This is a genomic window from Mesorhizobium sp. M6A.T.Ce.TU.002.03.1.1 (assembly GCF_003997275.1).
In the GTDB taxonomy this organism is placed as follows: domain Bacteria; phylum Pseudomonadota; class Alphaproteobacteria; order Rhizobiales; family Rhizobiaceae; genus Mesorhizobium; species Mesorhizobium mediterraneum.
Window position 1 is genome coordinate 87632 of record NZ_RZTI01000007.1, and the last position, 12752, is coordinate 100383.

General features: G+C 62.2%; 13 protein-coding genes. 2 read left to right on the forward strand and 11 right to left on the reverse strand.

Features of this window, described 5'->3' with window-relative positions:
- Window positions 1–15 precede the first annotated feature (15 nt).
- The 4 genes from EOC93_RS04060 to EOC93_RS04075 all read right to left on the reverse strand — a co-directional run bounded on the left by EOC93_RS04060 (window position 16) and on the right by EOC93_RS04075 (window position 3994).
- Window positions 16–1086 (reverse strand): BMP family ABC transporter substrate-binding protein, encoded by a 1071-nt coding sequence (locus tag EOC93_RS04060; protein ID WP_095483692.1) that lies wholly within the window; start codon window positions 1084–1086, stop codon window positions 16–18.
- A 105-nt stretch (window positions 1087–1191) separates the two neighbouring features.
- The gene (locus EOC93_RS04065) at window positions 1192–1512 is read right to left on the reverse strand and encodes an NIPSNAP family protein (RefSeq protein ID WP_095483693.1); all 321 of its coding nucleotides are present in this window, start codon (window positions 1510–1512) and stop codon (window positions 1192–1194) included.
- Window positions 1509–3140, reverse strand: a complete 1632-nt coding sequence (locus EOC93_RS04070) for a choline dehydrogenase (protein WP_126103540.1) — start codon at window positions 3138–3140, stop codon at window positions 1509–1511. Before EOC93_RS04070 ends, EOC93_RS04065 begins: the two co-directional genes overlap by 4 nt.
- 2 nt (window positions 3141–3142) lie before the next feature.
- Window positions 3143–3994, reverse strand: a complete 852-nt coding sequence (locus EOC93_RS04075; protein WP_245329774.1) for a uracil-DNA glycosylase — start codon at window positions 3992–3994, stop codon at window positions 3143–3145.
- Between the two features lie 225 nt (window positions 3995–4219).
- Between EOC93_RS04075 and EOC93_RS04080 the strand changes: the two genes are divergently transcribed.
- Complete coding sequence (locus tag EOC93_RS04080; RefSeq protein ID WP_095483696.1) at window positions 4220–4897, forward strand: TetR family transcriptional regulator C-terminal domain-containing protein; 678 nt, start codon at window positions 4220–4222, stop codon at window positions 4895–4897.
- A 74-nt stretch (window positions 4898–4971) separates the two neighbouring features.
- On the opposite strand, the gene EOC93_RS04085 is transcribed toward EOC93_RS04080, so the two are convergent.
- Window positions 4972–5868: an arginase family protein gene (locus tag EOC93_RS04085; RefSeq protein ID WP_095483994.1), complete on the reverse strand. Its 897-nt coding sequence runs from the start codon at window positions 5866–5868 to the stop codon at window positions 4972–4974.
- A gap of 397 nt (window positions 5869–6265) precedes the next feature.
- On the reverse strand, window positions 6266–7195 hold the full coding sequence (locus tag EOC93_RS04090) for a LysR family transcriptional regulator (RefSeq protein ID WP_245461350.1): 930 nt from the start codon (window positions 7193–7195) through the stop codon (window positions 6266–6268).
- Window positions 7196–7272: 77 nt separating this feature from the next.
- Between EOC93_RS04090 and EOC93_RS04095 the strand changes: the two genes are divergently transcribed.
- A complete protein-coding gene (locus EOC93_RS04095; RefSeq protein ID WP_158302520.1) occupies window positions 7273–7752 on the forward strand; it encodes a cupin domain-containing protein in 480 nt (159 codons plus the stop codon).
- Window positions 7753–7781: 29 nt separating this feature from the next.
- Here EOC93_RS04095 and EOC93_RS04100 read toward each other — a convergent pair whose 3' ends face one another.
- The 5 genes from EOC93_RS04100 to EOC93_RS04120 all read right to left on the reverse strand — a co-directional run.
- Complete coding sequence (locus EOC93_RS04100) at window positions 7782–8858, reverse strand: ABC transporter ATP-binding protein (RefSeq protein WP_095483698.1); 1077 nt, start codon at window positions 8856–8858, stop codon at window positions 7782–7784.
- Window positions 8855–9655, reverse strand: a complete 801-nt coding sequence (locus EOC93_RS04105) for an ABC transporter permease (protein ID WP_095483699.1) — start codon at window positions 9653–9655, stop codon at window positions 8855–8857. The genes EOC93_RS04100 and EOC93_RS04105 overlap by 4 nt, the downstream gene beginning before the upstream one ends.
- Window position 9656: 1 nt before the next feature.
- Window positions 9657–10517: an ABC transporter permease gene (locus tag EOC93_RS04110; protein WP_095483700.1), complete on the reverse strand. Its 861-nt coding sequence runs from the start codon at window positions 10515–10517 to the stop codon at window positions 9657–9659.
- Window positions 10518–10586: 69 nt separating this feature from the next.
- Window positions 10587–11591, reverse strand: coding sequence for an ABC transporter substrate-binding protein (locus tag EOC93_RS04115; protein ID WP_127203922.1), 1005 nt, complete (start codon window positions 11589–11591; stop codon window positions 10587–10589).
- Between the two features lie 68 nt (window positions 11592–11659).
- A partial coding sequence (locus EOC93_RS04120; protein ID WP_127203923.1) for an aldehyde dehydrogenase family protein occupies window positions 11660–12752 on the reverse strand: 1093 nt, incomplete at its 5' end.

Genomic DNA, 12752 nt, shown 5'->3' on the forward strand with positions numbered 1-12752 from the left:
TGATCCAGTCGAAGGTCAGAGGCTCGTATTGAACGGCACCTTCAGCGACCCATCGAGGATCGCTGCGCGCGCCGCCGCTATTTCTGCCCCTGCCTCCTTGCCTTTGGCGATGATGTCAGCCGGTCCCTGCTGCGTGAAGAGGGGCGACGGAATGAAGTCGATGACGCCTGTTCCAAGGCCGGTATGCTCATGTGTGCCACCGGAAAAATCGCTGCCGAGTGCCTTCGTGACCTCGTTGTAAAGCGAGGTGCCGAAGTCGAGGCCGACGATCGAGATCACGGACTTTGGCCCCTGCGGGAACTGGGCCGGGTCGAGCACGCTCACCAGGCGGCCTTCCGCCTCGTTTGCGGCGGCGATGATGCCGAAGTCGGTTGCCGCGGCGTCGGTCTGGATGAAGTCGATACCGCTCGAGTACATCTGCGTGGCGATTTCCTGGCCCTTGGCCGGGTCCTGGAAAGAGCCCGCGAATGCAATGGCGACGGATACGTCTGGACGCACGGACTGGGCGCCTGCCTTGAACGCATTGTAGTCGGCATTGATCGGCGGAATGGAAACACCACCGATGAAGCCGAGCTTTCCTGCTTTGCTCACACGCGCGGCGAAAATGCCGGAGAGATAGCACCCCAGATAGTAATCATAGGAAACGGTGACGACATTCGGGATCGCCGGCTCGAAGGGATCTGCAAACAGCTGGATCCACTTGGTATTGGGATAGGAGGGAGCGAGCGCCTTGAAGGGTTCCGCGACCTCGTTGAAGGTCGAGACGATCACTGCCGCACCAGCATCGCCCAGCGTACGGAAAATGGTCTCGTAGGTCGCCGGGTCCTGAGCGTATACCGCGCGATACTGGAAGCCTTGCTCCTCGGAGAGCTGCTTGAGCTTGGCAATCATCGAGTCCACCGGACCGGCATCGCCTGCCGCCTGCGTGTGAACCAGCGCCACGAGGCCGCCCGAAGCGTGCGCGGCAGCTGTCAGCAGGCCGCCCGCCATTGTGAAGGCAGCCAATCCTGCCGAGGCCTTGAGGAGGCTGCGGCGGCCGACCGGCCGGTGCAGCACATTCATTTCATTTGAAGTCTTGTTGGTCATGTTCCCTTTTCCTTGCTCTAGAGGTTCGATATCTGCAACTTCTTATTGGGGTGGCTTCTTTCGCCGCCCGGTCGTCATCGGGATGCAAGGTTTGCATCCTCTTCCTCAGGCGCCGGGAGAAAACGGCGCCGGATTCATGATCATCACGTCCTGGCTCTGAATGGCGCCGAGAGACCAGACGCCGGAGATGAACGCCTGCCATTCCGGGTCGGCATACATGGCTGCCCGCCGCGTCTCGCGGTCGGCGAGGCTGTCATAACGCCACATCAGGACCGTCGTGTGCAGGCGGCCGATCTCGCTGACATAGAGTCCGAGAAAGGTGTTGAGATGCCGCTTCTGGATCGGCAGACCCTCGGTCTCGTATTTCTTCAGCCAGCCATCGACTGTTCCCGGCCGAAAGGTGTACGTGCGATGTTCCACGATCATCTGGATGCCTCGTCGAGAATGAATTCGGCGGCTCGCTCCCCGATCATGATCGACGGCGCGTTCGTGTTGCCGCTGGAAATGATTGGCATGATCGAGGCGTCCGCTACGCGCAGGCCCTCGATGCCGTGAACTTTCAGTCGGGCGTCGACCACGGCCATCGGGTCGTTGCCCATCTTGCAGGTGCCGACCGGATGGAAGGTCGTCATGGCATTGGTACGCAGCCACTTGACCATTTCGGCATCGCTTTCGACGGCCGGACCCGGGGCGAGCTCCTTGCCGCGATATTTTTCGAAAGCCTTCTGCTTGATGATGTCGCGCGTCATGCGGATCGCGTTGATCATCGTGCGAATGTCAAACTCGGTTTGCAGGTAGTTCGCGTTGATGCGCGGCCGGTCCATCGGATCGGCCGAGCGCAGCCTGATCTCGCCGCGGCTCTCGGGATTGACCGGGCCGACGCGCAACGAGAAGCCATGGTTGGCCTCCACCCGCTCTTTCTTGAACGGGTTTGGAAAATGCAGGTTCGCCGTCTTTTCGAGCGCCGGCATGAAGTGAAGCTGGATGTCAGGCGCGGCCAGATCGGTGCGCGACTTGACGAAGGCCCCGGCTTCGTAGGGGAAAGTCGTGGCGATGCCTTCACCGAACAGCATGCCCTGGATCACCGACCAGGTGAGCTTGTCGGCGCGTAGGTCCGAATAGAGCGTGACCGGCTCCCGGCATTCATAGGCCATGACGCAATCGACATGATCCTGAAGGTTCTTGCCGACACCAGGAAGATCCTGGACGACAGGGATGTCATGCTGCGCGAGCTCGTCGGCAGCGCCGATCCCCGAAAGCATGAGGATCTGCGGCGAGTTGACGACGCCGGCCGACAGGATCACCTGGCGGTCTGCATAGGCTCTCGAAATGTTGCCTTTTCGGCTGAACTCGACGCCGACAGCCTGGCCGTTCTCGATGAGGATGCGCCTCGTATGGGCGCGGGTGATGATCGTCAGATTCGGGCGTTTCTTTGCCGGCCGCAGGAACGCATAGGCTGCCGAGCAGCGTTTGCCCTTCGCGATGGTGAAGTCATAACGGCCGAAGCCTTCCTGCTCTTCGCCGTTGAAATCATCGTTGTGAGGATATCCCGCCTGTCCGCCTGCCTCGTGAAAGACATCGAGCAGGCTGTTCCAGCCGCGCGCCCGGCAGACGGTCAGTTCGCCTTCGGCGTTGTGATAGGCGCCATTGCGCTGCACATGGGTCTCCGAGCGGAGGAACGCTGGCAACACCTCATCGTAGGACCATCCTGTGGCGCCCATCTGCGCCCAGCGATCGTAGTCGTGCCGGTTTCCGCGAACATAGATCATGCCGTTGATGGTGGATGTGCCGCCGAGCACCTTGCCACGAGGCCAGTAGAGCGACCGTCCGTTCAGATGCGGCTCGGGCTCTGTGTGATAGTGCCAGTTGTAGATGCCCGAATGGAAAAGCTTGCCCATCAGCATGGGCAGCCGGAACAGCGGGTTGAGATCCCTGCCGCCGGCCTCGAGCAGAAGCACCTTGTTGGCGGGATCGGCGGACAGGCGGTTTGCCAGAACGCAGCCTGCCGAACCGGCGCCGATGATGATGAAATCGAATGTCTTCGTTGCCGCCATGGTCACCACGCGATGGGACGAGAGCCCATCTCCTCCAGGTAGCGGTTGCAAAGAATGAATGGATTGGGTCTGGAAAGGACGGCTTCGGCGCGGGCGGGATGATCGCGCAGAACGCAGCGAAGATGCCCGCCCGCGTTCTCGTCGATTCCCGCTTCTGCCAGTGCTTCCGCGGCGGCGTCGCCGAACCCGAGGAATACCAGCGGCTTTTCCCGCGAGGCAAGGGCGCGCAAGGTTTCCACGATCAGCGGACGCCAGAGCCGGAGATGGCCCTTGGACTGATGCGGATCCACATCCACCTTGAAGCGAGTGAGCGTCAGCGAGGCATTCAGTAGGAGAACGCCTTTCGAGACCCAGCGGTCCGCGATATCGGACGGCTGCTCGATGTCGGCTGCACCGCTCTCCATGGCTGCAAGTGTCTTCGGCCAATCGTCGAAGCTGCGGGTATAGGACAGGTCACCGGTGCGCGCTGCCAGGATCATCTGCATGTAGGCACGGATGCTCTTTGAAAACATCTTGTCGAGCTCGTGCCATCCCGCCAGGTTTCCAGCTTCAAATGCCCGTCCGGTGGCAAACCCGGGTTCGGGGTAGGGGTCCTGGCCCAGAACGACACAGTGAACCTCATCGGGGGCGATTCCGTCGAAAGCTCTCAGGCAATGCGCGCCCGCAGGCATTCCCGGAAAGTGCTTGCCGCGACGGACGGGAAAGATCGGTTCCCAGACCTCGAGCTCAAGTTCGGCCGCGATCCCGTCAATATCCGGCCCCGCATGCCTGATCAGTGCACGCCAGGGTCCGTTCAGATCGGCGGACCAATCTGAAAGGAATTCCTCCATGGCGGTCTTTAGCAACATTGCCATTCGCACCCTCTCCAAGGTGGTCGACTGCGGCAGCTCCTCCAGGAACCTGACCGTTTTGTCAGCTTTTCATGAAAAAACTTGACCAGATTGTCAACTTCTTTTTTAGTGGTGCTTCGATTCTCGAGGCCTCATAAAATCCGGTTGAAAGGTCTCTGAGCAAAAACGAACTGTTGACCCGGGTGATCATCCAGGCGCAAAAAATCAATGAAAATAACGGAATAACCAATGGCAGAAGAACTGAACGCGCCCCGTGCTTCCGCTGAAAAAGGGCACCCGTCGCAAGCCGCGTCGGATGAGCCGATCAGAGCGAGGAACGTGCTCAAGATCCTGACAGCGGCTGTCGAGATCTTCTCGCGGAAGGGCCTTGATGGTGCCCGCATCGTTGAGATCGCGAAGGCCTCAGGGCTGCCGAAGGGCAATGTCTACTATTACTTCTCGTCGAAAGAGGAGATCTACAATGCCGCCATCGATCGCCTCATCCATAGTTGGGACGACGCGTTTCGGCATATATCGGCCGATCGTGAGCCCGGCGAGGCAATCGAGGCTTACATTCGAGCGAAGCTGGACCATGCCCGGGAGAATGCCGCAGAGACGCGCCTTTTCGCAAACGAGATACTGCAGGGAGCTGTACATCTCTCGACCGAGGCTCGCGATCATATGCGAACCGTCACGTCCGAGAAGGCCCGGGTGATCGATATTTGGGCCATGGCCGGAAAGATAGAGAAAGTCGACGCGCGCCATCTGTTCATTCTGTTGTGGTCCGCGACGCAGTTCTATGCCGAGTTCGAGGCTCTCGCCTGCGATGCGCTACATGTCAGCCAGCTAAAGGTGGCTGACTACAATTTGGCTGCGAAGACGATCACGGAGACGGTCTTGCGGGGGCTCCTTACCCGTCCATCGTGATGGACAATACGGCAGGGAGTCCGACCTCTGCGGCGACTGATGAGTTGGCAGCTCATCGGGGCAGCCCGGCCCCCTTAAGCGGGCGCGGAAGTGCCGAGAGCTACGGCCAGGACATCAACAAGGCCACGGCCGGCGCTGCCGTCGACGTCGAGGCGCGGATTGTAGATGGCGACCTCGAGCCCGACCGCCTTGCCGCTTGCCAGGATGATCCGGAGCGCTGCCGATAGCTCGTCCCACGACAGCCCGCCCGGTACGCGGAAATCGACCGCCGGCATGATCGCATCGTCGAGACAATCGGCGTCTAAATGGATGAAGAAGCCGTCGAGCTCAGGCCGCGTCAGGTGGCCAACGGCCGCCCGGGCAGCGGCTTCGACGCCCAGGAGGCGGACGGCATGGAGATCGTAGGCCATGAGCTCCGCCGGTAAGGGCTGGCTGCCGAATTCGGCCTGGTCTTCGTGATCGCGAAAAGCGAAGGCGACAGCGTCCTCGGAGCGCACCAACGGACGGCGGCCCTCCAGGTCGGTCAGCAGCGCCGGCCCGTAGCCGGTGACGAAGGCCAGGTCCATGGACGCGCCTTCGCCGTTGGGCTCGGCCTCGGGCTGGAAGAAATCGGCGTGGCCGTCGATGAAGAACAGGCCGTAGCGGCCGCGCCGGCGCAGCGCGAGCATCGGGCCCAGCACGATCGTACAGTCGCCGCCCAGCACCACCGGGAATTCGCCTGCGTCCAGCACCTCCTCCACCGCGTTGGCGAGCTTGGGCGACCACGCCGCGATCGCGTTGGCGTTGAGCGTCAGGGTGGCAGGGTCGGGCTTCGGGTCTTTCGGCGGGACGGCCAGCCGCCCGGCATGGCGCGCATGGATTCGGTCGGCGAGGCCCAGTTCCAGCAGCCGACTGGGCAAGTCCTCCACGCCGTCGGTCGCCAGACCCAGCGCGGACGGCGCTTCAAGAATGGCATAGGGGCGGGTCGGCATCAGATGCTCCCAGGTATCGCGAGTGAGAACCGGCGCAGCGCCGGCGGTCTCTGCCACTAAGCGCTGCGCGCCCAAGGCAGCCTCGGTACGCAAGATCCCAAATTGCTCTTCAGGCCGCCACGCTCTTCGACCAGCACCGCTGACGGTATTTTTCTCGTCAATTCGATCGCGCTGTTTTCGCCGGAAATCGCACCACTCGGCCAATTGATAGCGAAAGTGGGCAAAACCGAGGAAATTTCAACCCGCCCAAGTCCCTTTTGAAGTCAAGATCGCAAGTTTTCTGACCGGCATGGAGACTGTTCCTGACTGCGTTCTGAGAGAAAGTTGCGAGGCTGGATCAATGGGTGCCGTAGCTCAAAACGATCCAAAACGGGCGCTCTTCTCAAAGGCCTTCATCCTAATACGGCATGCGCCCAATGCATCGCGCAAGGTGGTCGACGAAGGCGCGGACCTTCATCGACATGAGCCTGTTGCTGGGATAGACGGCATAAATCGTGCTGGCTGGAGGCTCCCAGGCGTCAAGCACGCGTCGCAGCGCGCCAGTACGCAGCGGCTCCGCTACCGCCCAAGTGGGCAGTAGGGCGATGCCGATGCCACCGAGCGCCGCAACGCGCAGCATCTCCGCATTATTGCTGCGAAAGCTGCCCCCCACGGCCACCCTTACCTCGCCAATTTTGCCGGCAAGGCGCCATTCATCGCCCCAAGGCAGGAGGCTGGTGCAGAGGCAGTTGTGCTTGGCAAGGTCGCCCGGCTCGCGCGGCGCTCCACGCTCCGTGAGATAAGCGGGCGCAGCACAGGCGACGAGCCGGGACGGCGCGAGCTTACGCACGACAAGCGGCGAATCCTCGATCACGCCGATGCGGATCGCCAGATCGAGCCCTTCATCGACCAGACTCACATGCGCCGGGCTCAAAGCAATATCGACGGAAAGTTCCGGATAGCGCGTCAGGAACTCGGGGACGGCCGGCGCCACATGCATCCAGCCGAAGCTGTCGGGCGCCGAAATGCGAAGGGTGCCGCGCGGCTCGCGCTGCAGCGCGCTCGCCGCCTGTTCGGCAGCTTCGGCTTCGGCGAGAATCCGCGCACAGTGGCGGTAATAGGCTGCGCCCGCTTCGGTCATCGAGAGTCGACGCGTGGTGCGGTTGAGCAGGCGAACGCCCAGGCGCTCCTCGAGCCGCTGCACATGGGCGCTAACAGCAGATTTGGAGATTTTGAGGTGCCGTGCCGCCGCTGAGAAGCTGCCGCTATCAACGACGCGAGCGAACGCAGCGATTCCATCGAGCGGATCCATCGTCGGATTGTCCTGAAATCCGGACAGCATGTCCATACAATTCCGGCTAATCGACGGGCGAGAACGGACCTATGTCTCTTGGTGAGCCACCTGAGCCACAAAGGAGATCGACGATGGATGCCAAAGTCACAGCAGCCGAACCGTTCGTTCGCGAACCGGCGACCGGATCGACGCTCAACGTTCTGGGCATCACCCATATCTACAAAGCCACCGGCGCTGAGACTGCGGGGTCCTTCTCGCTCTGGGAGTCCGTGGTTCCGCCGGGCGCGGGAACGCCACCGCACACCCATGCCCGTGAGGATGAAGCCTTCTACGTGCTGAGTGGCGAACTCGTCATCGAATTCGAGGGCGAACCGGCACCTCACCGCGTTGCGCCCGGCTGCTGTTTCTTCGGCCCGCGCGGCCGGCGCCATGCCATCCGCAATGTCGGCGACAAGCCGGCTCGCGTGCTCGTCCTTTGCGCGCCGAGTTGCGGCCTTGATCAGATGTTTGGCGAATTGGACGTCGCGACCGCCGCCGACATGCCGGAAATGGCAAAGCTCATGGCCATCGCCGCCAAATACGGCGTCACCATCGAGCCGCCGGCTGCCTGAGATCTCGTTCCAGACCGCCAGCGCGCCCGTCAGGCGGGAAACAGAAATGCGGCGGCGGGATCGAAAAAAATCTGTCTGCTCGAGGCGATGCCTTCATGTGCTTGCGCCATGTCGGATGTCGGCCTGACGTCGATCTCCTGGCCGGCGGCCGTGCGCGCGATGACTCGCCGCCGCTCGCCGAAGAAGGCGGTGTCGATGAATTCGACCGCAAGCCCGGCAGTGGCCGGGCCGGGCCTCAGCCGAAACGCTTCCGGCCGCACCATCAGCCGGGTCTTCTGGCCATGGCTGAAGTCCTGATCGATCCTGACGCCGGAGACGACCGAGCCATCGGCCAGGCGGATCGTGGCGGAGCCGTTGACGGTTTCAAGATGCTCAGCCGGCAGGAAATTGGAATTTCCGATGAAGCTGGCCACGAATTCGCTCGCAGGTCTCAGATAGAGGTCCTCACCGGTGCCGATCTGCTCGATGCGCCCGTCCCGAAACAGGGCGATGCGATCCGAAAGATGCAGCGCCTCGTCCTGATCGTGGGTGACGTAAAGGATCGTTACGCCGGTTTCGCGATGGATGCGCCGTATCTCGGCCTGGATTTCCTCGCGCAGCTTTTTGTCGAGCGCCGAAAGCGGCTCGTCCATCAGAAGGATCGGCGGATCGTAGGCCAGCGCCCGGGCAAGCGCCACGCGCTGCTGCTGTCCGCCGGAAAGCGCGCCAGGATATCGGCCGCCGAAACTCTCGAGCCGGACCAGCGACAGCATCTCGGCGACTTTTCGGTTCACCTCGGCGTCCGGCCGGCGGCGCACGCGCAACGGAAAGGCAACGTTCTCGGCGACGGTGAGATGCTGGAACAGCGTGTAGCGCTGGAACACCATGCCGATATTGCGCTTGTGCGACGGCACCGACAGCAGCGACCTGCCTTCGAGAAGAACCTCGCCGGATGTCGGCTGCTGAAAGCCGGCGACCGCGTAGAGCGTCGTCGATTTGCCGGAGCCGGAAGGGCCGAGGAAGGTCAGGAATTCGCCCTTAGGTATATCGATCGTGACATCGTGCACCGCGACGAAGCTGCCGAATGTCTTGCGCAGGTAGCGAATGGAGAGAAACGGTTCGGTCATTTCGACAGTTTCCGCCGAATGAGTGCGGTTACGATCATCAGGCTCAAGGTCAGAAGTACCAGAAGGCTGGAGGCGGCGGCGATGACCGGGCTGAGATCCTGGCGCAGGCTGCCCCAGATCTTGACCGGCAAGGTCTGCAAGGTGGGGCTGGCCATGAAGATCGCGACCACCACCTCGTCCCACGAGGCGAGGAAGGCAAAGATCGCCGCCGAAAAAATCCCGATCTTGATCGCCGGCAAGGTGACCCGGAGTTTTGCCTCGAATGGGCTTGCGCCGCAGACGATCGCCGCATCCTCGATGGATTTGTCAAAACCTTCGAGTGCCGCGGTGATGGGAATGATGGCGAAGGGGAGTGCCAGGACTGTGTGTGCGATGACGAAGCCTGCCGTGGTGCCGCCGAGCCCGATCCGCAGGAAGAATGCATAGATGGCGATGGCGAAGACCACGACCGGCAGCACCATTGGCGTCAGCAGCAGGCCGCGAAGCGTGTTGCGCCCGCGAAACTGTCCCCTGACCAGGGCGAAAGAAGCCAGGAGCCCGATGACGACGGCAAGAATCGCGACCATGGTGGCAATGCGCGCGCTGGTCAGCGCTGCTTCGAGCCAAGCCGGATCGGCGAACAGCTCCGCATACCATTTCAGCGTCCAGCCGGGCGGCGGAAAAGCCAGCCACCGCGACGATCCGAACGACAAAAGCACGATGAAGACCACCGGCAGCAGCAGAAACGCGGCAACCAGGCCGGTGAAACCCAGAAGTGCTGCGCGCAGCCAGCCCAGCCGGTCGTAGTCGAGCAGCATCTCAGATGCCTCCTGTCATGCGCTTGGCGCCGACGAGGCGCAGTTGCAGCGCGTAGAGGGCCATGGTCACCAAAAGCAGGATGAAAGCCGCCGCGCTTCCGAGCCCCCAGTTGAGCAAGGACTGGATCATCTGGGCGATCATTGCGGCGAGCATCATGTTGGAGGTGCCGCCGAGCAGCGTCGGCGTCACGAAATAGCCGAGCGACATGACGAAAACCATCAGGCCGCCTGCAGCGATTCCGGGAAGCGACAATGGCAGCAGGATGCGGCGGAAGGCGTTGAAGGGGCTCGCACCGCACAGGGCGGCGGCGCGCAGCGTCATCGGATCAATGGCGCGCAGGGTTCCGACCAGTGGCAGTATCATGAAGGGCAGCATGATGTAGACCATGCCGATGGTGACGCCGGTCAGGTTGTTGATCAGCGGCAGCGGCTCGCTGATCAGGCCAATATCCATCAGCGTCCGGTTGATGACGCCGGTGCGTTGAAGCAGCACCATCCAGGCATAGGTGCGGGTGAGCAGATTGGTCCACATCGACAGGATGATGATGCCGAAGACGATCGAGCCGAGGGCAGGCGGCATGATCGCCAGCATCCAGGCGACCGGAAACGCCACGATCACGGTGACGGCGGTGACGACGGTGGCGACCAGAAAGGTGTTGAAGAAGACCCGCGCATAAGTGCCGTCGCCAAACAGGATGGCGTAGTTCTGCAGGCCCGGTACGGGCTCGGTCACGCTGCGCAACAGCAACGCGACGACCGGCACCACGAAGAACAGGGTGATGAGGGTCAGCGCCGGCAAGGCGCCGCCGACGCCGTCTGGCCTTCGGAGGATTGGCTGTCGATGAAGCAAATTGCCCGACATGGCGATGATCCCGGCAGCTCAGGCGGGACGCCTAGCGGCGCCCCGCCGGTTCATGGGTGAGGGCGGCGGCTATTTGGCCTGCCAGGCGTACCAACGCTCCGCGATCGCGTCGCGGTTTTCAGCCCAGTAGTTCATGTCGAGGTTGATCTGCCCGTCGACATAGGCGTCCGGCAACGACTTGACGACGTCGGCCGGCATTTCGGCCTTGGCTGCCGTGTTGATCGGCGCGTAGCCGCTTGCTTCAGCAAACATTGCCTGGCTTTTCGCGCTTGTCGCTGTGGCCAGGAATTTCATCGCGCTAGCCTTGTTCTTCGAGCCCTTGGGGATGACGAGCACGTCGGCGGCAGTCATGTTCTGTTTCCAGGATGCCCCTACATCGGCGCCGTCCTGCTGGAGGGCGAAGACACGCCCGTTCCAGAGTTGCCCGAAGGCTGCCTCACCGGAGGCGATCAGCTGTTGCGACTGCGCGCCGCTGTCCCACCAGACGATTTCCGACTTGATCGTATCGAGTTTCTTGAACGCCCGGTCGAGGTCGAGCGGATAGAGCTTGTCTGCCGGCACGCCGTCGGCCAGCAATGCGATCTCGATGACGCCTGGCGCCGACCATTTATAGAACGTGCGCTTGCCGGGAAATTTCGTCAGGTCGAACATGTCGGCCCAGCTGGTTGGCTCGCCCGACACCGCCCCTTTGTTCCAGGCAAGAACGAAGGAATAGTAGAAGCTGCCGACCGCATGCTCGGTGGTGAAGCGAGGATCGAGATCGGCTTTCGGCACGACATTGAAATCGATCGGCTCCAGCAGGCCATCCTTAGCCGCCTCGATGGCGAAATCCATTTCGACATCGACGACATCCCAGGCGACGCTGCCGCCTTCCACCATGGCCTTCAGCTTGCCGTAGTCCGTCGGGCCGTCCTGCAGGACCTTGATGCCGGAATTGGCTTCGAACGGAGCAGCCCAGGATTTGGTCTGCGCCTCCTGGGTGGTTCCGCCCCAGCTGGTGAACACCATTTCATCGGCCCGTGCGGCGGTGGTTGCCAAGAGTCCGGCCAAAATGCCGGTCAAAATCAGTTTCATGTCATTCTCCTCTGTTGGTTGTTTTTGGTTTCTTGTTGTTATGAAATTGCGCGATCGCGGCGCTGCCCTCATCGCATGACGAACGGATCCGGGATCGGCTCGTCGGATATCCGTATCCAGACGGATTTCGAGCGCGTGTAATCGCGGATGGCGTCGAGCCCGCCCTCACGGCCGAGCCCTGACTGACCGTATCCGCCGAACGGCACGAGCGGCGAAACGGCGCGGTATGTGTTGACCCAGACGACACCGGCATGGATGTCGCGCGCCATGCGGTGCGCCTTGGCGAGATTGGTGGTGAACACGCCCGAGGCCAGGCCGAACGGCGTATCGTTGGCAAGCGCCAGGGCTTCGGCTTCCGTGTCGAAGGTGAGAACGCTGAGCACCGGACCGAACAATTCCTCCCGCACGCAGGGCAGCGCTGTATCCTCGGTGTCGATCATGGTCGGTGCGTAGTAGAAGCCGCGCGGATGCTCGTCGGGCCGTTTTCCGCCGGTGATCAACGTCCCACCACTGGCGAGGCTCTCGGCAACGATCCTCTCGATCCATTCCCGCTGACGTAGTGTTGCCAGTGGTCCCATTTCGGTGGCCGGATCCTGCGGATCACCGATTTTGATGGCCTCGGCCTTGTGCTTCAGCCTGTCGAGGAACTCGGCCTTTATCGAACGCTCGACCAGCAGCCGCGAGCCGGCGACACAGCTTTGTCCAGACGCCGCGAAAATCCCGGCCACGACCGCGTTTGCCGCACTGTCCAGGTCTGCGTCGGCGAAAACGACAACCGGGCTTTTCCCGCCCAGCTCCAGCGTCGTGTAGGCGAGATTTTCCGCCGTGTTGCGGATAATCGCGCGAGCGGTCGAAGGTCCGCCGGTGAAGGCGACGCGTGAAACCAGCGGATGACTTGTCAGGCGCTGGCCGCAATCGTGCCCGAACCCGGCCAGTATGTTGACGCTTCCGGCGGGAAATCCGGCCTCGTGAACGAGTTCGGCGAAGGCCAGCAACGGCGCTGGGCCGTCTTCCGAGGCTTTCAAGACGACCGTGCAGCCGGCCGCCAGTGCCGGACCGAGCTTGACGGCCGAAAGGAAGAGCTGCGAATTCCACGGCACGACGGCAGCGACGACGCCGATCGGCTCGCGCCTGATGGTGACGTCCATATCGGCCTTGTCG